Here is a 24,454-nt window from a genome sequence, read left to right as displayed (position 1 = left end):
GCAGGAATCAGAAAAGGAGGATAAAGAAACAGATTTTTTTCATTCCTTTTGATTTAGGAAATTTTACAATTCAAAACCTACCTAAAATCAGTCATCTTTATCCTCTACAACCAATAGGTTTAGGAACTCCTAATACTGAGAGTTTAAGTAGCTATTTACAAAGATTAGCACAACAGCATTGCCTTCGCTCTTGGCAACTTTATACTTATGAACTTGTTCCTTTGATTCAACATCAGGAATATTTATTGCATAAAGATACTAAAAAAACTTCTCTTAAACAGATATTTTTAACTAACAAAAAAACTGCATCTAATTTATCAGTTATAAATGGACTTCAATCTATTACTCCAGTCATTGTGACAGCTATAGAGCAATTAACATCACGTCAAGATTTATATTCTTTAACTTTAATGAGTTGGCTGAAAGTTTTTGATTCAGCAGAGTTGCTTTTGAAACCTTCTTGTGCTTGGTGTCCTTATTGTTATCAAGCCTGGCGAGAGCAAGGGCAAGTTATTTATATTCCTTTGCTCTGGTTAATTGAATATGTTAAATTCTGCCCTCAACATCAGATTTCTCTAGAGAATACCTGTCCTTCTTGCAATCAAAAAATGCTAAATTTTTGTCAACCAGGTTATTGTTCTCATTGTGGAGAATGGTTAGGTCAAACAAAGTATCCCTTGAAGTTGACTACTTATTTTCGCTCGATGGGATGTTTGTCAACCTATCAACGTAACATCTCTTACTTACAAGAGTTAATTGCGATTACACCTTATTTGTCAAAACAACCTCAGATTAAAGATGTCTATTCGTACCTTCATGAACGTTGCGTGCATCTTGATGAACAAGGGTTAAAAGACCTCTCTTTTTCATTCTGGATGAGTTCCCACTTAATCGCTAAACCTCAAAGCTCTGACACTGCTTATAAACCACGTATTTCTTTGCATTTTCTTTCTGAAGTTTTTCGTTGTTTTAATATAACTCCTCGTCAACTTTTCCTTTAATTCTCCCGGTTCGCCCATTTTAAATTGAGTTAGAAAAAAGCTGGACGATTTAATGGGGGTTATAGCCCATAATACAAATGTACTCTCCTCCCGACTTTGCGCGTAGTTTACCGCCGTAGGCATCGCATAAAAATAGAGTTTTTAGAGCAGGGTGGTAGTTCAAGGTAAATTTATAGTAATGGCTAAAACCATTACTACACCTAGATTTTCTGGTTTTCGGCAATTTCTCGAACTCCAAAAAAAATGAGCGAACCGGGAGTTAATTTTTCTAGATGTTATCTTTTTCATGTTTTTGGAAGGTAAAGTTGGACATCTAGTTTTGGAAGGTAAAGTTGGACAACCTGTCCAAAATCTTCTTCAAGTCACAGATCGCTCTTTTAAAGAAACTGAAGGCAAAACAAGAGGATTAATAGCCTGGGGGTTAAGCATTTTCAGACTCCAGTTCCGCCTGAACTAGTTCATCAAAAGTACACTTGTACACCTGCATAAGTTTTTGAAGTCCCACAGGAGTCATCCGGGGAGCTGTTTTTAATTGATCCCAATTCCGAACCGTAGAGACGGCAACGCCAAGCTCCACGGCTATTTCTTCTGCTCTTTTTCCTACCCTTAGCCTTAAACCCAACATCCCACTTGCAAATGGGTTCAAATTCGTGGTTTGATTGAGCGGTGGATTAAACCAGGCAATTAAAGCTGCTTCTATTTGAGAGAGTAAAGATACATCATCTATATGTAAGTAGGAGAGCCGAATGCCACCTATCTCATGCAGTTCAGGATACTTGTGGTGTAAAGCCCATCTCGCCTTCGGATTAATTGATCGCCCAATGTATTGAATTTGTCCATCAAGGTCGATAGCGAAGTAAATACAAGGCTGTCTAGGTAACTGTGATCGCTCATGAAGAGATACTGAAGGTAAGGCAAGAGGATCTATAGTGGCTGGATTAATCCCCATTTTTCGACTCCTGAGATAGTATCCATTTAAGTAAAACTAAAACATCTGGTTGAATTTTGTATCGACTGCAAATCTCGTCCATGATATCTCTACCAAGATACTGAGCAGAATTATTATAGAGGTTATATGGAGTAGTGCGGCTAATAGCGGTTTCTTGCCAGAACTGGTAAACGTTGGGCAAATAGGCGGGAATGTCTACAATATTTACTACGCGCACTGCAATATTGTAAGTAATCATTGTTTTACTATGTAAAATTTTTGATTTTCTTTGATACCAGACTCAACAAGAATGGCAATATTTGTTTTTTCTACAACTGTAAGTTCTGTATACAGGGCAAACGCATCTAAAGTATAAGAATCCTTTAATAGCAAGGGTTTTGGCGTTTTTTAATTTAGCCTATTTTTTCATCAAGATCCTTGCCCAGCAAGGGTTTCAGAAATCCCGTGCGTTCGCCCTGGTTCTGTATATGGTTTTTTATTTAATTCAATTTTCTCAATAGTCTTTCTTGAAAATTTATTTTCTATAGTTTCAACAATAAGTATATCTCCGACTCTTATCGTATAGTTTTCAATTTCAAATGCCAATATTTTATTATCAAAAATTTTCACAACTTTTTCTATCTTTTGAAATCTATAACTTGATTCTTTTTTGATAAGCTCCTCTGACAATATTTCAAAAAGAGCTTCACAATATATTTCCAAAAAATAGATATAATTTTCCAATTCCGATATATCTAGAATATTATCTAATTCTGAACCGTGAGCAATCTGATTTCTCCTCTCAACTAAATCGTTTATTTTGTTGTATAAAATGTCTGTATCTATATTTGAAATGTTTATAAGCCCTCTATCATTTTTAAAATACTGACTTAGTGTTACATTTTTCTTTAGCGTTTCATTTAAATTGACATTGATAAGCTCAAATATTTTTGCTATTTGTCTATGTTTTAAATTACCTGATAAAAGAACAAATGCTTCTGTATTGAATTTATAAGCAGCAGGATTTACAATACATTGATTCAATTTTTTTAAAACTTATTCTTTGGTAAGATGCTGATATTTAGCACTTTCTCTACTAACAATAGTGCTTATTAGTTTTAAAGAAAGTTCAAAATGATTGTTCCTAATTTTCTCATCTATATTGTTATAGTCTATAGCTATAAGTGCAAGCGAATCAAGATATTCTTTCATCCAAATTTCTATATGCTTTTCTAGTAATCCATAAAGCGAAATAATAGATGCTTTGTATTCAAATATCTTTTTATCTGTTCTAAAACTTTTATGATGCTCTTTGAATTGATTTAAAGAAGCTTTAATTTGCTCATTATCATTTAATGACACAACACAACTGAAAATATTGTCAACATATTGAATATATTTAAAATATTCTCTTACTTGATTTATTTCTTTTTTAAATCTCTCTAATGACGTTATATTCATAATTTCTAGCTAAGTTTATGAGATAAAACCTTGTAGAAACCCTTGAAAATACTTTATACGTGCTTGTACATCTTTTTTATTATTATATCTACCATCAAAAAGAGGTCTATTATTCTCTTCTTTTACGTATAACAAATCTTTATTTGAGTATAGGTTATTTCGTATGAATTCATGATTAGTTAGCAAGATTTGTTTTTTGGAAATGTAATTTGCCATCGCCTGCATCATTGGATCATAAATAGTTTTTAATGGTGTTTGATTGTCACGTTTTTCTTTCGGTGGTATAAAAGCTCCATCTCCAAACAATAAAAAAACCAAATCAATAGTTTCATTAAAAAGATTTTCAAGTTCTTTTATTGTTTCATCCGAATAATTATTTGCTTGTTTTAGATAATCATCTAAAAACTTATCCACAGGAGATTTGAAGTATTCTATATGGCGATAAGCAAAAAATCGCAAAACCAGTTCAACATCTTCCATCTTGCGATAAGATTCACTTTCAAGTAATTTTTCTTCCCCTTCGGATTCTAAAGGTAGTTTCCACATTCTACGGAAAGAGTCATTTTCAGCAAGTTTTATACATAATTGATTAAATTTGCCATTGCGTAGAGCATTTCTTGTTTCCTGTGGAGTTAGTTTCTCCCCACCACTATTTAGTCTTTCAAAAACTATTTGCTTAAGGAAATCTGCTTCTTCTGTGCTTTTTGCCGTCTCCTGCAACAATACAATCGACGATAAATAACGTCTATCTATTCCTCGTTTCACTTGCTCAGGTAAATTTTGACAGTTTCTACCGTTAAGTTCTCGCCAATATTCTAATCCTTCTAAATTAAATTTTCCTTTATAAAAGTCATAAATAGCTGTTAGCCTTTGCAACCCGTCCATTACTTCATATATAGAGTAATCGACTTCATATAGAAAGATAGGTGGAATCGGCACATTCATTATAAACGATTCTATCAAACGGGATTTTCGAGCATTCTCCCACCTTTTTCTGCGCTGGTATTCAGGGTTTAAAATATATTTTTTACTGTCAAGCATCGTTTCAATACTATCAAGTGGGTAACGGGCCTGTTCCGTTACAATTCTTATTTCTCCCTTTTTGTATTTTTCATTAATCTCGTCGTCTGAAAGAAATACCTGAGCAATATCGGACTTGTCTGATAAAGAAAATGTTTCGCCTGTAATTAAGTGACTATTTGCTACCATACTGCAATCTCCAAATTTTGTATTTTTAATAGACGATAATGTACATATACAGGTGATACTAGCGAAAAACTTATTAATGTTACAATACTTTCTATAAATATAATATAACTCTTTATAGATTTTGCTCTTTTAAACTTACATTCAGCATGAGTAAATGTACTTTATATATTTTATTACCCGCAGGTTGTTTTGTCAAAAAATAATTTTAATAAAACAGCTAAAACTAAATTATGATAAATGTTTCACCTTTTCTATCATTTATGCTGTGATCAAAGTATTTAATCTCAAATTGAGAAAAGTTATTAACACTATTATCAATAAGCTAGGGTTTAACACTAGATAAAGCTGGGATCGTAAAATTTATAATTAAGTTTCACTAGTTCAAAACCTTGTTCTCATTAGATTGTAGAAATTACAAAATTTTAAAACTTACCTGTTGGATGTGGGATTAAATGGCAGTTCTAAATCACTTATTACAGAGAAAATGCTTTTTTTGCACCTAGAGGATGGCTTTTTCATCATTCCACCCCAATTAAATCAATAGTACTTCTCTAAAGTCGATTGCAAAGTGGATTTTAAATGCTGTCGGTAGAAGTAATCACTGGGTTAAAGAAACACAGGGAGGAACATAAGGATTTACACTTCGATAAATAATCCTAAAACTCTATCCCTGAGCTTATACCCAGGACTTATTCAATTACACAGAGTTCCTTTAAAAATGCACTACTTTGCGGTAGTGATTGTAAAGAGAGAGAAGCAGCATTAGCTACTCACATCTATTACCTCCCTCAACTCAAATAAATCCGCTAAGTCACATCGGAAGTAGTCACATAACTTTTCAATCGTTTCCGTATCCACCCGCTTAAAGTCATTGGTGAACAGCCGATAAACAGCTGGATAAGAAATGTTAGAACTTCTGGCAACTTCAGCCAATGACAGTGTTGGGTTTTTTTCAGCCATAAGCACAGCTAGGCGGCAATGCATTTTCCTCATGCCTCCATTAAACTATAGTTTTTATCATAATTGATTCCGTTGGAATTTAGCAACTTAGTATTGTTATTTATAACGGAAGTGTTATAGTAAAAATATGGAGAAAGCGCCCCCGACGACCAATCAAAAGCGCTTTCTCTGTCCCTAATAATAAGGAATCTTAATTATGACCCATCCAACCTACACACAGCAAGCCCTTTCCCGCTATAACCTCCCGCGCCTCAAAAGAATCGCTGCCGAACTCGGCATAACACCCACCGGGGACAAAAGAGCAGCTGAAACCTGGGTAAACGCAATCATCACCCACCAATCCACCCAGCTTCAGAAAGTTGACAACCAAGCGATCTCCCAAGCCGAACTCGACAACTACATCGCTGTCCAAGCTCAAGCGATTGCACCCGAAGAACTGACAACCCTAGAAATATCTTTCTACGATCACGAGATTTACTGCGGCAAAGAACTGATAGCCAGCATCACCTATGACGATGATCTAACTCAACCTTGGGTAGTCATGGTGGACGGTAAAGAGAAATTCCGCGCTAATACCTGGGCTAGATGCCACCGTTTCATTCAATGGCATCACCAGGACAGTACGTTAAACGAGGCCACCCCAGCAGCAACAGAAACACCTTGCACTACCGAAAACCAAATCATGGTGCATATCTTCAACGAGTGCCAGAACTACGGGTTTGAAATTCTCAATGATGGCATTTACAACAACAAAGGCGTGAAACTGGGGCAAGTCGGATGCACTGATGGTAACTGGTGGGTGAAGAGGCGTTATTCAGTCCAGCAGCAGTATTCTAACTCCGTGCTTGATGCTGTGCGATCGCTGTCGATGGTGGACGTGTCTACTGATGGTAAATCCATTTTTGAGGAATATTTTTTAGACCAACCCTTAGAACAGCTAACTGGCGATAAATTGCAACAGCTGCTGGAGAGAGCGGAGTTAGTCACAGCGTAATTAAGAAGTCAGCATCCAGGAGTCAGGAGTCAGTAAAGAAACAAAGAGCAGGGTGCAGAAGTTAATAAAATCTGCCTTCCTTTCTCCTCTTTTTCCCACCTCTTCCCGAAATTCTGACTTCTGAATTCTGACTTTTGAATTCTTCTCTCATTTTCCCTTCATTCACCCACCAATCAATATGCAACCCACAATATCCATTCCCCAACACTGGGGCTACCCACGCTTCGCTTTGGATCAGCGTACAGAACAAGGCACGATTCTAGGACTTTACTATTACCCGTATGGTACAGAGTTGGCTGAACAATTTGATGATGGTTGGCGCTATGTACTGATGCCTAACAAGAATTCTGACGAGATATCGTACTTGCAAGAAAATCAAATCCAACCACTATCTCCACAGGAATTGTTCACGCAAATAACCGCAGAGATTAAGTTTTATCAACAGCAAATAGCGATTCTGCAACAACAATTAGCAGCCGTCACTGGAGGTAGTACCAATGGCTAATTCTACAGACAATTTTGACCGTAGAGCCAATCATCTGCTGCGTTCACTTCAGCTTTGTGGTGGTTGTGTTCCTCTGCACTCTCTCCAATGCCAAGTTTCAAATTCAGTCATTCAAACACTGCTGGATAAAGAACTGGTGCAAGTGCAGAACACGGGAAGCGGCTTTTTGTTGGAGATTGCCGAGGATTTTTAAGTTATTAATCCCAGAGGAGAAAATCATGAAACTTTACGCGAAGACCATTGCACAGACTTTACCCAATTGGGCAACTATCGTTACACAGAGCGCAGATTTATTTGAGATTGAAATTAACGATGAACACCCGAATTTCCAATCTCTGCTTGAAGAGTTAGCGACGGAGATTGAGCCAGGAACCTTCGGTGTAAAGGCAGAGGATTTATGCTCACGGCTGGGCATTGAAATATCTAACCCCAACCTCTATGACTTAGTTGCACAAGCTCAAAACCTGATATCCCAGATTGCTACGCACCCAGATTACAAACAACTCTTGTCAGCAGGGTATCAGCCAGATTTAAACATTGCTGATGCTCAAACTGCTTTGACTTATCTGCAATGGGAGTTAGAGCAGAAATAAGAGGGGAAAAGGGAAAAGGGAAGCTTCATATTCAAAAATGCTTGCTTTGTACTGTATGGCGAAAATTTTTTCTTTCTCTTTCTTTTACCCCTTCCCCTTTCCTCTTTTCCCTCCAATTAACAGCCTTCTGTTTAGTAAAAAAGCGATTGCTTGAATATCAGCTTTTCTTCAAGCAATCGTAAAGCACTGAAAGTTTACGCTACAAACCACTAATTATTGCATAGGTCAATAAAATATGGTTACTGAAATAGAACTAATTTTATGCAACCCTCCCGAACCCATCTATTTATATGTCAATCAAGGGGGAGTAGATGGGAAATATTACACCTCCTACAAGAGAAGGAGGTAATCAAATGTATGCAAAATGGACTGATGAAGAACTCGCAATTATTGAGGCGAAAGCTGAAGTATATACAATCAACCAAATAGCCTCAATCCTAAAAAGGCGAGGATTCTATCGCACACCAGTTGCAATTTACCTGAAGTTAAATAGCTTAGGTTATTCAGCCCGTCCCACCCTTGATAACTATTCTTGTAAAGAAATTGCTCAAGTTCTTCAATTGAACTTCTCAACTGTCACAAGGTGGGTAAAACGAGGATGGCTCAAAGCTACAAAACGTTCTGCCAGACATTATCAAATTCGGAAATTGCATCTAAAAGAGTTTTTTGAAAATCCCCCACAATCAATTAAAAAACGTATTGCTGCTCTCGATACTGAAGCCATTAATTACTTATTAGGGAAAAAAGCATGATTGACCACATTAACGCTCTCTTAACAAGTTGGTATCTCTCCCCACCTTGGCGTGGAACAATTCCACTCCTTGAGGTGAATTTACTTGAGAGAGTATACCTTAGAACCACAAGAACATTTGGCTATTGCTGCGGTATGCAATGGAAACACGAATGTTGGATTTATTCAATTGATTGCCGTAATGAAATACTCCACGCCACACAAAACCAAATCATCGGGACTGGTGAATTAGAAGTCATCACTGTGCAAAAACCTGCTTTCGTTCTGGGCGAAAGAGTGATCCTCTGTTCCCACGATAAAGGAACAAAACAACGGCTGATTCTGGGGATTGGGCTGGTAAATAATTCTTGGTTTTACCTTATTGAATTGATGTCGCCAACCTTGACTCAATCACGGACTATATCTAATCGCTTCTCTCTGGTTGGTGAAAAAAGTTTGGTGCGCGTGAATGTCTAATTCCCTCTAATCAACAAGGAAAAATTATCACTCAACTAAAGTTATGTCACAAATCGAAATCGCTCAAATTATCGACCAGATAAAGCAAGAAATCACTGTTGACTCTAATGGACAAGGTAAGGCTAGTCTTCGGGCTACAGCAAGATTAGCTGGGGTTGATGCTGCTGGATTATTCAGAAGTCTCAAAACGGCAGGGCAAACGCATCTAAAGTATAAGAATCCTTTAATCAATACCTTTGCCAATTTACGAGGGTTCAACGCCTGTAGAAACGTTATGAATCCGTCCCAAAGAAGTAATCTTGGCAAAAATCTGGGTTAATAAAATAGGCTCAGGCATTTCCGGAAGCATTTTTAAGATTTCACGGACATATCGAAAACCACGATAATGAGTCTTCAGGTCAATAATGCCAGAGTCGGGATTAAGGAGACGAAAATCCAAGAGAAGATGATGGGACAAGTTGACCATGAAAAATGCTAAATTAACAGCATTAGTCACAGCAGTTTGGCTTAAGTTCATGAAATCTTCCAGTCCCCAAAACTGCTTGGCATCACGGAAATTAAACTCGATTTGGAAGCGCAATTTGTAGTAATCTATTATTTTTTCGTAGGACAACTTTAGGTCACTAGAAAATAGAATTACATGACTACGAGCATGAGTTTTAAGATTAATTTTAACTAAAATAACTACATTTAGTGCTTGGGCAAATTCCTTGTGAAGGAGAGTGCATTGATAAACATCAGTTTGAATTTCATCCTCTATGCTACTTTTACGCAAATACTTATCAGGTATGTTATGGTAGTCAATCTTATCACCGTATTTACGACGAGAGCGTTTATGGGAGTCAGGATGTTGATATGGGATATACAATGCAGAATCGTGGCGCAACTTAGAAATTATGTGTAAGTTAACAAGACGTGCCATCTGCAAAGCATTATTGTTACCAAAATGCCCATCTAGCACTAAGTAAGTAAGCGGCACAAATCCAGCTAATAATTTGAACAGCGAATTAATCATCTTTTGAATTCGCACTAATTCAGATGTTAAAATCACCTCGGCTTTATTCTTATTCTTACTTCCTTTTGGTCGTCCACGCTTACGTTTTTCTTTAGGCTTTATTTCTGAGGCTAATGTTGAACTACTTTTTTCTACATCGCTCTTAATCACCTGTTCTATTTGAATGGGAAATGAGTGCCTTTGTTCAACACTTACTAATGATAATGTAAAGAAAGACAGTCCTAATATCGGTTTACTTACTAGGCTGGAAAAGAATCTATCCAAACCATAAGTTTTTTTACCTGATTTACTCACTACAACTTCATCTCCTGCAAGCAAATACACCTCATTTGCACGGAATAAATGCTTACGGAAAAATAGCCAAAACAACGTCGCCCAAGGTATTACTGTCTGAAAGAATCTTAATATCGTCCGATAACTACCACCAGTGCCTGCCCAACGCGAGATTCCCAACATCGTGACTCGCCCGCTCATCGTTAACATAGCCAGGATTATTTGGTTAAATTGCCGCATTGTTGTCGCGTTGATCTGCGGTAGCAGGCATTGTAGCAGTGATAAGATATCAGGCATGGGCTGCTTGTAGTGTTTGATTTATCGTTGTGAGAGACAATAAATCTACTACGAAATGCCCTACCTCTTCATACTCTTATTTTGGCAATGGTATTGTTTAATAGCAAGGGTTTTGGCGTTTTTTAATTTAGCCTATTTTTTCATCAAGATCCTTGCCCAGCAAGGGTTTCAGAAATCCCGTGCGTTCGCCCTGCTCAAAACGGCTGTTGACAATTCTCGCTCTAAAATGGTTGAAAAGCTTGTCCGTAAAGGCTTTGAAGGTGTTGACATTTTAGGCTGGTCGCAGTCCGGTATCCCTGATATAGCTGTTGCCGCAATACTTCACTATTACGGCTACGAAGCGGGGAAAAGATGCAGTGAACAAGCAAGATTAGCCTGTGAAGCATTTGAAAGTATCGGTGTTCGCGCCTGGATGCAAGACATTATGGGCTGGACAAAACCCGCTACTCAACCACAAGAACAACCCCCTACACCAACCCTCCCCCCAGTTGAACAACGATTGCATACTCTTGTCCTGGCCATGAAAACTTTAGCTGAGTTAACTGGTGGCAGACTCAACCCATACATGGAACAGCAATTTAAAGACTATGCCGGGAACCTTTTGGCTGAACATAATAGGAAATTGCTAACCCCTTTAGAAGAACGCTGGCTCGGCGTGGTCAACTTTGCAGAGAGCGAACTCGGTAAGAAAGTCCCCTTGAGCGGCGCTCACTATCGCGGACATTTAGGCACATGGGTGAGAACATTCTACCCACAATTAGGCGATCGCCAAGAAACACGATTGGTCAATGGTGTACAACAGCCCATCTATGTCTACGCTTGCCACGAACCAGCTGTTGCGGCTGGGTTGACCAAAGCTGTAGAAGAGTTCTTCGCTCATCCCAGTCCTGGAGCAGCGCTAAGGCAGGCAGGTGCTTTTGCTAAAAAATCTTTAGTAACAGCTTGATGGTCATCGGTCATCGGGCATCGGGCATTGGTCATCGGTCATCGGTCATTGGTCATTGGTCATTGGTCAAGCAGAGTGATCGCCGAGTCATCAAGAATTAAGACTTTTACAACAAAGGTAAATTTTACCTTGAGGGGAAAAGATATGGAAATCGGCTACTTCCAGAAAGATGTACTCATTGAAAAACTAGCTAAGAAATTCTACGCGATCCAAGGCTATGTAGTCCCCGAATCATATCGGATGCAATCAGCTACACATCCAGCAGAAAGAGCGTGTGTGGCTATGGCTATTTTTGCAATCGAAGAATTTGAATCCATCAAAGATGAAGATTCAGATGAGGATGATGACGAATATGAAACTGATTGTTTATTCCCTGAATAACGTTCGTTGCCAGGGGTTTAATTGAAGCGTGAGTAATACACCTTCCTAAATATTTTCTTACAAATTACAAGATGGTTAAACGGATATGAAAGCCATAGTCACAGTAGTTGAGAAAATCTCATCTGAAGCTCACATTGATATTCCTGAAGGTTTAGCAGAACTAGGCATTAGACAGCACGTTGTAGACCATTACAACAGTGGCGAAATGCTTCCTTTACTGAATATTTTCCACGTTGATTTTGAATCTATCAGTGTTCACATTGGTAAAAAACTCCAAATCACTTGGCAACCTGGAAAGCCTTGGAGTTCAAAGCGTCCCTATTACTTTTGTAAACTTGGAAGATTTACTTTGACTCTGTTAACTGATACAGAGCAAAACTTAACTCGTACAGAAGTTTATTTTGGGCATCACAAGCAACTTATTTATGCGTCAGAAAAAGAGATATCCAAAGAATTGGCAACAGTCGAACTCCAAAATTTCTTAAGCGGATTAGCTGTTGAACTTCAGACTTTAAGCCACATTGAATTTCCAGAACAAGTTTGAAAATAACAGGAGTTAAACATGAGACTAACAACATTAGAAGGTCAATACCAGTGCATCGTGATTGACCCTCCCTGGTTCTATCGGCTGAGAAATCAGGATAAGACTCACCGAAACCGCATTAACTACAAGCCAATGCACATAGAAGAAATACTGTCATTACCTGTTCCAGACTTAAGCCATCCTACAGGGTCAGTCCTTTGGCTTTGGTACACAAATAATCACATGGTCGAAGCGGCTCAATGCTTGCAAACATGGGGATTTGAACTCAAGACTATTTTGACTTGGGAAAAAGTCACCAAAGATGGCACTAAAACACATCTAGGTGTCGGTCATTGGTTGCGGAATTCGACTGAACACTGTGCTTTGGCTGTTCGTGGGAATGTCAAAGCTTTCTCTGGACGGACACTCACAAACCAGTCAAGCATTTTACACTCACCCCGTCGTGAGCATTCACGTAAGCCCGAACAGTTTTTTGAACTTGTAGAAAAGCTGTGTCCTGATATGACCAAGCTGGAGATGTTCGCACGTTCCTCTAGAGTTGACTGGGATTGTTGGGGTGATCAGGCGGATCTGTTTGATCAGCTTAATGCAGAAATTGATAACGATACTTCATTGAGTGCTTAATTAACGCTAATTTCGGCACTCAAAACTTGCTGAACCTTGAAAATCAAATATCAAACAATTCTAATTTTCTGACGGTGTGTCATCTGCTGTCTGATAAATAGAACGCAATTCATCAACAGTATCTGCTGTTTCTATTGCTGCCAAGATTGATTCCAGCAATCTGAAATCTTCAAGAAGCTCAATTTCAGGTAATAAGTTTTGTCCAGGTGTTCCAAATTTGAGTTTTAACCCCAAAGCTATGCCTTTTAATAAAGATTCTATTCGAGCAATTCTCTCAAAACTAGTAACGTACTGCATACGCAGTTGTGCCTCCAATTGTTCGACTTCTCTTTTAAACTCTAGTTCTAAATCCAATGGTAACGTTAGCATCCAATCGATGAAAACTAAAAGGTTAACAACAGCCTCGCGTTCAAACCCTTGCTCATACAACCGACGCACTAAATTCAGTTTTGATTGTTTCCTTTGTGACCTATTACTGCGGGTTTGCACTGCTGCCAAGTGAGCCATTACCACTGTAGCAAAGGGGTTACGACTGACTTCTAGCTCCGATAACCTTTGTTGATAGTCTAGCAGCTTGATTACAGGAAACTGAAAATCAACCGTACAACCAAACAAATCGTACCCAAACTGCGATGGCCGCCAGTTGATGTTGTCATCCCCCAGTATCGCGCATGATGCAACAGAGCGATCATAACGGTCAAAAATTCGATAGTTGTAGACAAACATCCGTTTAGGAAAATCGGTTTCCTCTTGACTTTGGATTTCTATATGAATCAACAGCCAAGATTCTTCGCCCCCAATGCGATAGATTTTCACCAATTTATCAATTAGCCGTTTTCCTAATTCAGCATCACGAACTACTTGTTGTAACTCTTGATCTAGAAACTCGAAACCTCTACTCCAATCAATTTGAGCATGGGCTTGAGGAAAAAAGAATTGCATGAAGTCTTCAAAATACAACTGCAACATCTGCTTCCACGGGGAATCATATTCCGTTTGAGGTGTTTTATTAGTCATACTCAACTGTTCAATTTCAAGTTAATGAGAGAGAAGTAATCATGCCAACAAATATAGAATGGGCAGACTTAACAGATAATATCATCCGTGCCAAGGGAGGCGGTTGGTGGTGTCAAAAAATATCTGAGGGGTGTAAAAATTGCTATAGCGAAAAGCTGAATCAAAATTCTTTTTTTGGTGGGAATAAACAACCCTACTCTGGGCAACCACCAGAGCTAGTGTTAGATACAGAAGCTATTCGGAAATGGGGGTTCCAAAGGAAACCTAAGAAGCATTTCGTTTCTTCAATGACTGATGTTTTTGGTGAGTGGGTTCCGCGTTCTTGGCAACATGAAATGTTAGATGGAATGTTCGTAGCGCCAAAGCAGATATTCCAAATCCTCACCAAGCGCCCAGAAGTTATGTTGTCATCTATAAATGAATGGCTCTCTAATCATGGGCTAGAGGAATTACCTTCTAATATTTGGGTTGGAACTTCTATAGAAAACCGTCGCACTCTTGAAGAACGTAGTCAATTCCTTGCCCAAATTCCAGCTAGTGTTAGGTTTTGGTCAGTTGAGCCATTACTAAAACATTTGGGCGATATTAGCCAATATTTGAATGATGTCCAGTGGCTTATTATCGGTGGTGAATCAGGGCCAGACTCTAGACCATGCCAGAGCGAATGGATCGAGTCTCTCGTCAAACAGTGCAACGAGTCAAAAACACCTGTGTTTGTCAAGCAATTGGGGTCAAATGTTTATTTGAATCAGCAACCTTTTAAAACGAAACACGCCAAAGGCGGCGAACTTGCTGAATTTCCTCAACAAATACAAATTCGGGAATTTCCCAACTTGACTTGTGATTAGAAACAAATCTCTCGATTGTTAAGAGACTTTCGAGGGAAGGCAATTTTTATTAGGTATATCATTATGAGTTTAGCAGAAAATCAAATCAATAATCGGACAGCTTTTGAAGTCTTCATTCCCGGTTTTTTTGATGATTATCCACTTGAATCATCAGAATTTAGGCTGTACGCGCATATCCAAAGAAGAGCAGGTGTAAGCGGTTGTTTTGAGTCTATCCCTAAGATGGCTAAACATTGTTACATGGCTCTCAAAACTGCCAAAAATGCCATCAAGCTTTTACTAGCCGCCGGAATGATTGAAATACAAGAACGTATTGGAACTACTAACATTTATACTCCCACTACACCTTCTTCGTGGGTTTCTCCTAACCAAGTTCCATTACTTCGCTCCCAAATCAAAACAATAAAAGAAACCCCAGCCAAAATTAACCCCAGTCAAAATTGCACGGGGGGTGGGGGCAATTTTGCACCCAGTGGGGGGGTCAATTCTGCATGGGGGGTGGGGTCAAATTTGACCCACAAAGGTATTCCCATTAAGGGAATCCCATCTAAGGAATTCACACTAAGGGCAGTCCCCCCAAAAAGCGAGTATGTGTGTGAAGAAACTAACTTGGATTTACAACCAAATCAGGAAAAAGAACCAATTCCCGAATCTTCGTCTTCACAATCAAACCAGGAAGAACCAATTCCCGAATCTCTCACTTCGTTGTCAAATCAATCCGAGACTTTGCATCAAACAGACATTCCCTCATGTAGACCTACTATTGCGGCGGGGTTGTTAGATAAAAACGAACAAGCGAACAAAAAACCAAGCAAACCAAGATTCCAGTCGATTGATGATTTGCTCAATCACATCCTGCTTGACCCCGGCATCTTGGCATCTGAGCCTTTACCCGCAGTTTACAGAAATGAAATCAAACTCCGTTGTTGGCGTTTCCCCTGGCGTACTTCTTGCAGAGACAACATTTACCAAACTTGCGATCGCCGTTTGGTGGAGTTAATCGCCAAGGAGAGAGCCGAGTGGGACAAGGTTAATTGGCAGCAAAAAGTCCCCACTGTGATCAAATCAATCAGCAATTTGGAGGTGAGTAAAGCTGGTTTAGAAGAACTGCTGGTTTATTGGTCAAAAGTTCTTGAATCATCTACACCACAAACTGAACAATCAAAAGCTAATGACCAACCCATCGGTTACTACTCAAATCGTTCTCTTGATTGGCATAAAGCCACATTCAGTGAACTTCTAGACCGCATGGATGAAGTTGGCAAGGACAAAGCGATCGCTTCTTTTAGCAGCCGTTATGACCAACAAGACCCAGGTGCAACGCTCAAATGGTTGGATTGGTTAAAACTTACACATCCTCAAATGTATATGTACTTACATCCGCAAGCTGCGTGAACAATATGGAATCTAGATTTTCTAGAAATCAAAATTTTCAAATGAGGTGAACTATGACACAAGACAAATCAAACTTCACATCGCAACAAGACCGCTTGCCCCCACAGAGCATTGAGGCTGAAGAAGTGATACTCGGTGGCATCATGCTCGACCCAAGTGCCATGAGCCGAATCAGCGATCGCTTGGTGACAGATGCTTTTTACATCAATGCCCACAAAGACATCTATCAAGCAGCCCTACGACTGTACAGCCAAGGATTACCAACAGATTTGCTTTGCATCACCAACTGGTTGTCTGATAATGGTTTATTGTTCCGTATCGGTGGACGCAATAAACTGGCCAGTCTGGTTGACCGTACTGTGTCAGCTGTGAACATCGATGTTTTAGCTGACTTGGTAATGGAAAAATACCAAAGGCGGCAGTTAATCCTTGCTGGCACTGAGATTGTTCAACTCGGCTATGCCACCGAAACTGATTTACCTGTAATTCTTGACGAAGCCGAACAAAAAGTCTACTGCATTAAGTCTGAGCATTCTGCCTCTGACTTGGTTCATATTTCTCATGCCCTAGCCGACACTTTTACCGAAATTGAAGCGCGTCATGCTGGTACAGGCTCACCAGCACTGAAGAGTGGATTTTATGACCTGGACGGTATACTCGGCGGTGGTTTTCGCAAAGGACGGTTGTATGTACTGGCTGCTCGTCCTTCTGTTGGTAAATCCGCTTTGGCTGGTAATCTCGCTCTCAATGTTGCCAAAACTGGGAAGATGCCGATCTGCGTTTTCAGCTTGGAAATGTCTACTGATGAGTACGTACAGCGATTCTTGAGCAGCGAATCTGGCATTGAAAATAACTTCTTGGAAACTGGGAATGTCTCTGACAGCCAGTGGCAACCCTTGAGCGTGGCGATCGCGGAATTAAGTGAACAGCAGATTTTCATCAACGACGAATCTTGCCCTTCTCTTAATGAAATCCGTAGCCAAGTCCGCCGAATTTCATCCCATTACGGTGGTGTTGGGCTTGTCATCATTGACTACTTACAACTAATGGCGCTTGATACTGATTCACGGGTGAACATGGCTCAACGAGTCGGTGAAATCAGCCGGGGATTGAAAAGATTAGCCAAAGATTTGGATGTGCCTGTACTGGCTTTGTCCCAACTCAACCGCGAAGTTGAACACCGTAACGATAAACGCCCTGTACTAAGTGATTTAAAAGACAGTGGTGCTGTTGAGCAAGACAGTGATGTTGTGATCATGCTTTACCGCGAAGAAATGTACAACCCCGATACCCCAGATCGTGGCATTGCTGAGTTAGTTGTTCGCAAGCAACGCAATGGCCCTACTGGTACAGTCAAGCTTTTATTTGACCATCAGTTTACCAGATTCAAGAATTTATCTCGTGGTCGTAGTTTTTAAGGCTCTACTGGAGGATAAACATTGTCTTTTATGCGGGAACTGAGAATGATTAAAACTTACCAACAGCTTTTACAACAATGGGCGGCTCTTGCCCCTGATGAATGTTCTACTACTGACAGGGATTACAGGTTTAAGGTAAAAGTGCTGCCCCAAGTTGAAAAGTGTTCTTTCGATAACCCCTGGCGCTCGGTTACTTCCGAAAACCTTACTTGGCGACTTCATGTAGCTGAAGATGTAATTCTCAGACAGTTGAATTTTGTTCTTCTAACAGTTCTACATCGCTGTTGTGACCGTCAATCCAATATTCATTTCACTTTCATAGAGCTTGGAACTATCGCCACAATCTGCAATGGGCTGAAGTCGCAAATACATCCACATCCAGCGATCGCGGCATTAGACGCTTACGTTCAATTGCTGGAGTTTTAAAACAGATGAAAGCGCTATCCGTCCGTCAGCCTTGGGCATGGGCGATAATTTATGCTCTAAAAAATATTGAAAACCGAGGCTGGCCTATTCATTATCGCGGCGATATTCTGATTCACGCTGCAAAAACCTGCACCAAAAAAGAGTACCAGGTAGCGAGAGAATTTTGTCAAAGCATGGGAGTAGTAATCCCAGAGTTAATCTCTTTACGTCGCGGTCAAGTTATTGGCATTGTCACAATAGTAGATTGCAAGTTTTCACAAGTTGCATCTGGTTGGGGAATGCCTGGGCAATATCACTGGAAGCTGGAGAATCCGCGCGAGATTACACCGATTCCTTACATTGGTCAACTGGGGATTTTTGAAGTACCCGATGATTTGGTCATGGAGGTGGCTGCATGACTAAATCAGTAATAGCTGAGTTATCTGCAATACCCGAAAAATTCTTAGAGAAAGGGGTTAAAGGCTCACAATGCGAATCGGTTGGATGTTTATATCCGTACCTCAAAACTAAAAAGTTACTTGATGGGTCAACCTTTATCAAAAGAGCGAAATCCAAAAAGACATCACCAAAATTAGATGTCTGCAAAAATTTTGATAACACAAAAATAAAACCAGTTTTGCCAGATGATGCCCCGATCGCTGTAGTACTTTTCGCGGGTGGCGGCGGCATTGAAGCGGGGATGGTGCAAGCCGGGATTCGTCCAGTCATTGCGGTGGAGTTCGACCCCACAAAACCAGACTTGAGCAGGGCGATCGCTCTCAATCATCACCGCAACTTTAGCGAGTATGGCTGTAGAATAATCCAACTAACAGTTCAAGAAGTAGCGCAGTTAGGATTCATAGGTTTTCCCCGCCGCCCCGACTATCTCCACGCCTCACCGGTGTGTGCCAACTTCAGTCAAGCTCACACAGATGAATGGCACTAAGAAAAGCTGTAAACTATGTGGAATATGGGTTACAGCTTTTAGTGCCAATTGAGCATTAATGGCATGAAAAGTGGCGATCGCAGAGAGGAATGTCACTAAGATAAGGCAGGAGGCAGAAGGAATATTGTTTCATCGGCTGAAAATCAAATAGCACAAGGTTTTCTTTCCTCCTGCCTCACCCCAACAAAAAGCTTAACAAGCGTGCCATTCCCCCTATACCGTTACACCCAGAAACCAGCTATATCAATGTTTTACGGTTAACTTAGTGCCATTCGATTAGAAAATAAAGTCGTCTTGGTGACTGGTGGCAATCGAGGAATTGGAGCGGCGATTGTCAGTCTATTAGAAGAGTTTGGAACTCAGGTAGCTTATACCTACCGTAGTCATCCCAATAGTGAAAGTAATGCCCTAGCAATTTCGGCTGATGTCACCGATTCCGCAGCTATGGCAGAAGTGGCAGACAAAGTGGAACACAAACTCGGTTCGATTTACGGAGTTGTCGCCAACGCTGGAATTACCAGAGATAACTTTTTTCCAAAACTAACAACAGATGATTGGAACACGGTCATAGAAACTAACTTGAAGGGAATATACAACACCCTGAAGCCAATCGTTCCCAAAATGTACGAGCGACGAGAAGGTTCGGTCGTTTGTATCAGTTCGATTTCAGGTGAGCGAGGAAATATCGGTCAAACAAATTACGCAGCATCCAAGGCAGGTGTCATCGGTTTAACTAAATCTCTGGCTTTAGAGGCGGCACGTTATGGAGTGCGAGTCAATGCTGTGGCACCCGGATTTATCGAAACTGACATGACTAAAGCGATCCCAGATAAAGTTAAAGAAAAAATCACTGCTGAGATCCCGTTGCGTCGTTTTGGTAAGCCGAATGAGATTGCTTGGGCAGTAGTGTTTTTGCTTTCACCGATAGCCAGTAGCTACGTGGCTGGAACTGTCCTTAAAGTTAACGGTGCTTATCACACTTAAAGTCAAGCTAAAAATATCTAATAAAATAAGAAATCGATTACAAAGTTGAGAAAAAAAGGAGGAAAATTCACTTTTATTTTCTATCCTTTGTTTTTTAACAATAATTGCTGTCAATACAATACATAGTTAAGATTATTTCGTAACAAAGTCTAAAGCACTGATAAACTCTTGTTGTTCTAAGTAATCAAGCACTTGGCTAACACATTGCTGTGGCGTAAATTTATTAGTTTGACAAATAATTTCTGGATTTAATGGTTCTTCATAAGGGTCAGAGATACCAGTAAAATGTTTAATCTGCCCTGCTTTGGCTTTAGCATAGAGTCCTTTGACATCACGGAATTCACAAACGCACAGTGGAGCATTGACATAAACTTCGACAAAATTGGTAGAAGTCTTTTTGAGTTGCTCTCGAATTTCACGGTAGGGGCTGATTGCCGCAACGATCGCAATTATGCCATTACGACTGAGTAATTCTGCAACAAAGCCAATACGACGCACATTTGTGTCTCGGTCTTGTTTACTAAAACCTAACCCAAGTGAAAGATTGGTGCGAACAACATCACCATCTAGCACCTCTAGTAAGCAATTTCTCAGGAGCAGTTCTTGGGCTACACCATGAGCAATCGTTGTTTTTCCAGCGCCACTTAAGCCAGTCAGCCAGATAATTGCACCTTGTCTCATATTTTATTTAAGATTAACTTTTTTGTTTAGTTGATTTTTTCGACTTAGAGCCATTTAGGGAGTCAAACAGTTCTGCATCGAGCGGGGGCGCTAGGGGAATTTGTGGCTGGGCAACAATCACATTCGCTTCCCCTTCGCAGATATTACCTTCCCTTTTAGAGATGCTGCGCCTTCTGCCTTCTGCCTTCTCAAGTAACTTAGTTACAAATTAATGCATCAAAATTGCAGATTCATGCAACTAAGGTCGGCGTTGCATGAATCGAGATCATTAAAGCGTGACGAAATTAGCGGCAGTCAGCGTCGTAGTATTAGTACCAGTCAGCGTTGCCAAAATCTCATTCGTAGAAGTCACCAAGATATTGCTACTTGAGAAACTTAATTGCCCGAAGCTCAAGCCATTATACAGTCCAATCAAATCATTATTCTGAGTGAAATCAGTAATTGTATCAGTACCTTCCCCGGCAGCAAAAGCAAAGATATCGTTACCGTTGTCACCCGTGAGGATATCACTGCCAGCGCCACCATAGAGGAGATCGTTGCCATTACCACCTGTGAGGGTATCAATGCCAGCGCCACCGTAAAGGGTATCATTGCCATTACCGCCTTCTAGGTAGTCGTTGCCAACGCCGCCATTCATGAAGCCATCGCCATACAAGAGGTCGTTACCATTACCGCCTTCGATGGTGTCATTACCCGCGCCGCCGTAAATGGTATCGTTGCCATTACCGCCTTCGATGTTGTCGTTACCGTTAGTGCCAACTAGGTTATCTGCTTGGTTAGTGCCGTTAATGTCAGCACCAATAGCCACAGTAACGCTAGCAGTGCTAGTGAGGCTACCATCGCTGAGGGTATAATTAAAGATGGCATTACCACTAAATCCAGTAGTGGGGGCAAAGAGAACGAAATCATCGGCGGTGTTACTGGCAGTGCCGTTATTGTTAAGCACGACAGTACCGTGAGTAACGCCGCTGACAGCAGTGATACTGAGTCCGGTGCTATCGATATCAGTATCATTTGCCAGTAGGGTACTAGTTTGGATGCTGACGGCAGTATTAAAGGCAGTAATCACACTGTCGTTAACACCAACAGGGGCATCGTTCACAGGGGTGACAGTGAAGCTGCGGCTTTGTCCAGTTAAGGTTGCTGTGCCATCAGTCACACCGTAGCTAAGATTAACTGCGCCATTAAAGTTAGCAGTTGGGGTGAAGGTATAAGTCCCATTATTGTTATTTACCAATGCACCGTTAGTCGCAGTTAAGTTGGTAACTGAGAGGGTATCACTAGTATCTACATCACTGAAACCTGCTAATAAGTTCGCCGCAGTAATGGTAATGGCAGTATCTTCTGGTGTGTTGCTTAAGGTAGCAGTTGGTGAACCTGTTGGCGCATCATTCACCCCGTTGATGGTGACAGTAATATCTTGGCTAGCTGTGCCATCAACTGAGTTAACAGTAAAAGTTTCAGCTTTAGTTTGACCAGCACCTAAGAACTGTACCGCACTGTTAGCAACGCTGTAGCTGTAAGCTCCGGCATTGGTAATGCTCAGGCTACCGAGATTACCTGTAGCAGAAGTGACGGTGGTGTTGAATAGGCTTTCATTTGTATCAACATCGGTGACAGTGAGAGAACCTGTGGCGGTGAGGTTGGGGGTAGTTGCATCTTCGGTAACTGCTGCTGTGGCTGTACCTGTAATAGTGGCTACATCATTCACCCCGTTGATGGTGATGGTCGCAGTGGCGCTAGCCGTGCCGTCGGAACCATCGCTGATAGTGTAGGTGAAGCTCTCAGTAGTGGTAGCTCCTTGGGCTAAAGACTCGTAGCCGCCGTTGGGATTGAAGCTAAAAGTGCCATCGGTATTCACTGTGAGTTTACCATTGCCCAGGTCGATTTCGCTACCAACATTCGTGGCAATGCCATTTACCTGGGTGACGGTGAGGGGATTGCCATCGGGGTCACTGTCGGGGGTGGTGGGGTTGGCAGCCAGGAGATTACCGTTAAGGACGGTGTTTTCGTTGGTGCTGACGGCATCGTTGACGGCAACAGGTGGAAGATTGGACAGCACGTTTTCGTAGTACTTGAGCGTGCCGTCATTTGCCCCAACAATGGCATCCAAATCGCCATCGCCATCGATGTCGGCAAAGGTGGGGCTGCTGTTAGTTCCCACATCAACGCCATTGAAGGGGTTGGCTGTGCCTGTTTGCTCGGTGTAGGTGGGGTTGGTGGCTGTGCCTGTGTTTTTGTAGTACTTGAGGATGCCGTCAGATTCCCCAATAAGGACATCCAAATCGCCATCGCCATCGATGTCGGCTAAGGTGGGGCTACTGATACTTCCCACATCAATGCCATTGAAGGGGTTGGCTGTGCCTGTTTGCTCGGTGTAGGTGGGGTTGGTGGCTGTGCCTGTGTTTTTGTAGTACTTGAGGATGCCGTCAGTTGCACCAACAATGGCATCCAAATCGCCATCGCCATCGATGTCGGCTAAGGTGGCGTTGCTTAAACCTCCCACATTAATGGCATTGAAGGGGTTGGCTGTGCCTGTTTGCTGGGTGTAGGTGGGGTTGGTGGCTGTGCCTGTGTTTTTGTAGTACTTGAGGATGCCGGCCTGTTCCCCAACAATGGCATCCAAGTCGCCATCGCCATCGATGTCGGCAAAAGTGGGGCTGCTTTGATAAGCCCTAAAACGAACAATTCCATTGAAGGGGTTGGCTGTGCCTGTTTGCTGGGTGTAGGTGGGGTTGGTGGCTGTGCCTGTGTTTTTGTAGTAATTGAGCGTGCCGTCAGATTCCCCAATAAGGACATCCAAATCGCCATCGCCATCGATATCGGCTAAGGTGGGGGTGCTGGAAAACCCCACATCAATGCCATTGAAGGGGTTGGCTGTGCCTGTGGCGGCAACAAAGGCAAATGGCTCTGGTGGCGTGTTGTTCTGGAAATACCTGAGCGTGCCGTCATTTGCCCCAACAATGGCATCCAAATCGCCATCGGCATCGATGTCGGCTAAGGTGGGGCTGCTGAAATTTCCCACATCAACGCCATTGAAGGGGTTGGCTGTGCCTGTTTGCTCGGTGTAGGTGGGGTTGGTGGCTGTGCCTGTGTTTTTGTAGTAGAAGAGCGTGCCGTACCCTTTCCCAACAATGGCATCCAAATCGCCATCGCCATCAATGTCGCCAAAGGTGGGGCTACTGATACTTCCCACAGAAATGCCATTGAAGGGGTTGGCTGTGCCTGTTTGCTCGGTGTAGGTGGGGTTGGTGGCTGTGCCTGTGTTTTTGTAGTACCTGAGCGTGCCGTTAACTGCCCCAACAATGGCATCCAAGTCGCCATCGCCATCGATGTCGGCTAAGGTGGGGCTACTGAAATTTCCCACAGAAATGCCATTGAAGGGGTTGGCTGTGCCTGTTTGCTCGGTGTAGGTGGGGTTGGTGGCTGTGCCTGTGTTTTGGTAGTACCTGAGCGTGCCGTTAACTGCCCCAACAATGGCATCCAAATCGCCATCGCCATCGATGTCGGCTAAGGTGGGGGTGCTGTAATTTCCCACAGAAATGCCATTGAAGGGGTTGGCTGTGCCTGTTTGCTCGGTGTAGATGGGGTTGGTGGCTGTGCCTGTGTTTTGGTAGTACCTGAGCGTGCCGTTAACTGCCCCAACAATGGCATCCAAATCGCCATCGCCATCGATGTCGGCAAAGGTGGGGTGGCTGTAAATCCCCACAGAAATGCCATTGAAGGGGTTGGCTGTGCCTGTTTGCTGGTTAAATGTAGTCATTTTGGTTTTTTCTCCATGAGATGAAAGTTAATGGGCATTGGGCATTGGGCATTGGGTAT

At 41.5% G+C, this 24,454-nt stretch carries 28 protein-coding genes; 18 read left to right on the top strand and 10 right to left on the bottom strand.

Features of this window, described 5'->3' with window-relative positions:
- Positions 1-20: 20 nt before the first annotated feature.
- Positions 21-1,001 carry a TniQ family protein gene (locus FD724_RS37570; protein ID WP_179075893.1) on the top strand — a complete coding sequence of 327 codons (981 nt, stop codon included), beginning with the start codon at positions 21-23 and terminating at the stop codon, positions 999-1,001.
- Positions 1,002-1,422: 421 nt separating this feature from the next.
- On the opposite strand, the gene FD724_RS37565 is transcribed toward FD724_RS37570, so the two are convergent.
- The 6 genes from FD724_RS37565 to FD724_RS37545 all read right to left on the bottom strand — a co-directional run bounded on the left by FD724_RS37565 (position 1,423) and on the right by FD724_RS37545 (position 5,583).
- Positions 1,423-1,950, bottom strand: a complete 528-nt coding sequence (locus FD724_RS37565; RefSeq protein ID WP_179076685.1) for a GIY-YIG nuclease family protein — start codon at positions 1,948-1,950, stop codon at positions 1,423-1,425.
- Positions 1,940-2,188 (bottom strand): helix-turn-helix transcriptional regulator, encoded by a 249-nt coding sequence (locus FD724_RS37560; RefSeq protein WP_179076684.1) that lies wholly within the window; start codon positions 2,186-2,188, stop codon positions 1,940-1,942. Before FD724_RS37560 ends, FD724_RS37565 begins: the two co-directional genes overlap by 11 nt.
- Before the next feature lie 170 nt (positions 2,189-2,358).
- The gene (locus FD724_RS42270; RefSeq protein ID WP_372726553.1) at positions 2,359-2,973 is read right to left on the bottom strand and encodes an MAE_28990/MAE_18760 family HEPN-like nuclease; all 615 of its coding nucleotides are present in this window, start codon (positions 2,971-2,973) and stop codon (positions 2,359-2,361) included.
- Between the two features lie 12 nt (positions 2,974-2,985).
- Positions 2,986-3,390, bottom strand: a complete 405-nt coding sequence (locus FD724_RS42265; RefSeq protein ID WP_372726552.1) for a hypothetical protein — start codon at positions 3,388-3,390, stop codon at positions 2,986-2,988.
- 15 nt (positions 3,391-3,405) lie between these two features.
- Positions 3,406-4,599 carry a DUF262 domain-containing protein gene (locus FD724_RS37550; protein ID WP_179076683.1) on the bottom strand — a complete coding sequence of 398 codons (1,194 nt, stop codon included), beginning with the start codon at positions 4,597-4,599 and terminating at the stop codon, positions 3,406-3,408.
- Positions 4,600-5,361: 762 nt separating this feature from the next.
- A complete protein-coding gene (locus FD724_RS37545) occupies positions 5,362-5,583 on the bottom strand; it encodes a helix-turn-helix transcriptional regulator (RefSeq protein ID WP_258169732.1) in 222 nt (73 codons plus the stop codon).
- Between the two features lie 172 nt (positions 5,584-5,755).
- Between FD724_RS37545 and FD724_RS37540 the strand changes: the two genes are divergently transcribed.
- The 6 genes from FD724_RS37540 (at position 5,756) to FD724_RS37515 (ending at position 8,858) form a co-directional block, all read left to right on the top strand.
- On the top strand, positions 5,756-6,553 hold the full coding sequence (locus FD724_RS37540; RefSeq protein WP_179076682.1) for a hypothetical protein: 798 nt from the start codon (positions 5,756-5,758) through the stop codon (positions 6,551-6,553).
- Between the two features lie 178 nt (positions 6,554-6,731).
- Positions 6,732-7,058, top strand: a complete 327-nt coding sequence (locus FD724_RS37535; protein WP_179076681.1) for a hypothetical protein — start codon at positions 6,732-6,734, stop codon at positions 7,056-7,058.
- Entirely contained in the window at positions 7,051-7,251 is a 201-nt protein-coding gene (locus FD724_RS37530) for a hypothetical protein (RefSeq protein WP_179076680.1), read from the top strand. The genes FD724_RS37535 and FD724_RS37530 overlap by 8 nt, the downstream gene beginning before the upstream one ends.
- 25 nt (positions 7,252-7,276) lie before the next feature.
- Entirely contained in the window at positions 7,277-7,651 is a 375-nt protein-coding gene (locus tag FD724_RS37525; protein ID WP_179076476.1) for a hypothetical protein, read from the top strand.
- A 311-nt stretch (positions 7,652-7,962) separates the two neighbouring features.
- Positions 7,963-8,403 carry a helix-turn-helix domain-containing protein gene (locus FD724_RS41475; RefSeq protein ID WP_256874758.1) on the top strand — a complete coding sequence of 147 codons (441 nt, stop codon included), beginning with the start codon at positions 7,963-7,965 and terminating at the stop codon, positions 8,401-8,403.
- Complete coding sequence (locus tag FD724_RS37515; RefSeq protein ID WP_179076679.1) at positions 8,400-8,858, top strand: DUF1392 domain-containing protein; 459 nt, start codon at positions 8,400-8,402, stop codon at positions 8,856-8,858. The genes FD724_RS41475 and FD724_RS37515 overlap by 4 nt, the downstream gene beginning before the upstream one ends.
- A gap of 244 nt (positions 8,859-9,102) precedes the next feature.
- Here FD724_RS37515 and FD724_RS37510 read toward each other — a convergent pair whose 3' ends face one another.
- On the bottom strand, positions 9,103-10,443 hold the full coding sequence (locus FD724_RS37510; RefSeq protein ID WP_179071337.1) for a transposase: 1,341 nt from the start codon (positions 10,441-10,443) through the stop codon (positions 9,103-9,105).
- 112 nt (positions 10,444-10,555) lie between these two features.
- Here FD724_RS37510 and FD724_RS37505 point away from each other — a divergent pair, with 112 nt between their 5' ends.
- The 4 genes from FD724_RS37505 (at position 10,556) to FD724_RS37490 (ending at position 12,938) form a co-directional block, all read left to right on the top strand.
- The gene (locus tag FD724_RS37505) at positions 10,556-11,389 is read left to right on the top strand and encodes a hypothetical protein (protein WP_179076475.1); all 834 of its coding nucleotides are present in this window, start codon (positions 10,556-10,558) and stop codon (positions 11,387-11,389) included.
- Between the two features lie 144 nt (positions 11,390-11,533).
- Positions 11,534-11,770, top strand: a complete 237-nt coding sequence (locus FD724_RS37500; RefSeq protein WP_179076678.1) for a hypothetical protein — start codon at positions 11,534-11,536, stop codon at positions 11,768-11,770.
- An 85-nt stretch (positions 11,771-11,855) separates the two neighbouring features.
- Positions 11,856-12,314 (top strand): hypothetical protein, encoded by a 459-nt coding sequence (locus tag FD724_RS37495; RefSeq protein ID WP_179076474.1) that lies wholly within the window; start codon positions 11,856-11,858, stop codon positions 12,312-12,314.
- 18 nt (positions 12,315-12,332) lie between these two features.
- Positions 12,333-12,938: an MT-A70 family methyltransferase gene (locus tag FD724_RS37490; protein ID WP_179076677.1), complete on the top strand. Its 606-nt coding sequence runs from the start codon at positions 12,333-12,335 to the stop codon at positions 12,936-12,938.
- A gap of 60 nt (positions 12,939-12,998) precedes the next feature.
- Here FD724_RS37490 and FD724_RS37485 read toward each other — a convergent pair whose 3' ends face one another.
- Positions 12,999-13,955: a cytosolic protein gene (locus FD724_RS37485; protein WP_179076676.1), complete on the bottom strand. Its 957-nt coding sequence runs from the start codon at positions 13,953-13,955 to the stop codon at positions 12,999-13,001.
- A 41-nt stretch (positions 13,956-13,996) separates the two neighbouring features.
- On the opposite strand from FD724_RS37485, the gene FD724_RS37480 reads away from it, so the two are divergent.
- The 7 genes from FD724_RS37480 (at position 13,997) to fabG (ending at position 19,951) form a co-directional block, all read left to right on the top strand.
- On the top strand, positions 13,997-14,803 hold the full coding sequence (locus FD724_RS37480; protein ID WP_179076675.1) for a DUF5131 family protein: 807 nt from the start codon (positions 13,997-13,999) through the stop codon (positions 14,801-14,803).
- A 63-nt stretch (positions 14,804-14,866) separates the two neighbouring features.
- Entirely contained in the window at positions 14,867-16,198 is a 1,332-nt protein-coding gene (locus FD724_RS37475; RefSeq protein WP_179076674.1) for a hypothetical protein, read from the top strand.
- A gap of 53 nt (positions 16,199-16,251) precedes the next feature.
- Positions 16,252-17,616 carry a replicative DNA helicase gene (gene dnaB, locus FD724_RS37470; RefSeq protein WP_179076673.1) on the top strand — a complete coding sequence of 455 codons (1,365 nt, stop codon included), beginning with the start codon at positions 16,252-16,254 and terminating at the stop codon, positions 17,614-17,616.
- Positions 17,617-17,661: 45 nt separating this feature from the next.
- The gene (locus tag FD724_RS37465) at positions 17,662-18,042 is read left to right on the top strand and encodes a hypothetical protein (RefSeq protein ID WP_179076672.1); all 381 of its coding nucleotides are present in this window, start codon (positions 17,662-17,664) and stop codon (positions 18,040-18,042) included.
- A gap of 5 nt (positions 18,043-18,047) precedes the next feature.
- Positions 18,048-18,440 (top strand): ASCH domain-containing protein, encoded by a 393-nt coding sequence (locus FD724_RS37460; RefSeq protein WP_179076671.1) that lies wholly within the window; start codon positions 18,048-18,050, stop codon positions 18,438-18,440.
- The gene (locus tag FD724_RS37455) at positions 18,437-18,967 is read left to right on the top strand and encodes a hypothetical protein (RefSeq protein WP_256874757.1); all 531 of its coding nucleotides are present in this window, start codon (positions 18,437-18,439) and stop codon (positions 18,965-18,967) included. Before FD724_RS37460 ends, FD724_RS37455 begins: the two co-directional genes overlap by 4 nt.
- 270 nt (positions 18,968-19,237) lie before the next feature.
- The gene (gene fabG / locus FD724_RS37450) at positions 19,238-19,951 is read left to right on the top strand and encodes a 3-oxoacyl-ACP reductase FabG (RefSeq protein ID WP_179076730.1); all 714 of its coding nucleotides are present in this window, start codon (positions 19,238-19,240) and stop codon (positions 19,949-19,951) included.
- Between the two features lie 132 nt (positions 19,952-20,083).
- On the opposite strand, the gene cysC is transcribed toward fabG, so the two are convergent.
- On the bottom strand, positions 20,084-20,632 hold the full coding sequence (gene cysC, locus FD724_RS37445) for an adenylyl-sulfate kinase (protein ID WP_179076670.1): 549 nt from the start codon (positions 20,630-20,632) through the stop codon (positions 20,084-20,086).
- Positions 20,633-20,900: 268 nt separating this feature from the next.
- Positions 20,901-24,395: an FG-GAP-like repeat-containing protein gene (locus tag FD724_RS37440; RefSeq protein WP_179076669.1), complete on the bottom strand. Its 3,495-nt coding sequence runs from the start codon at positions 24,393-24,395 to the stop codon at positions 20,901-20,903.
- Between the last annotated feature and the right edge of the window lie 59 nt (positions 24,396-24,454).

The organism is Nostoc sp. C057 (assembly GCF_013393925.1).
GTDB lineage: Bacteria > Cyanobacteriota > Cyanobacteriia > Cyanobacteriales > Nostocaceae > Nostoc > Nostoc muscorum_A.
This window is presented reverse-complemented; position numbering and strand designations above follow the sequence as displayed.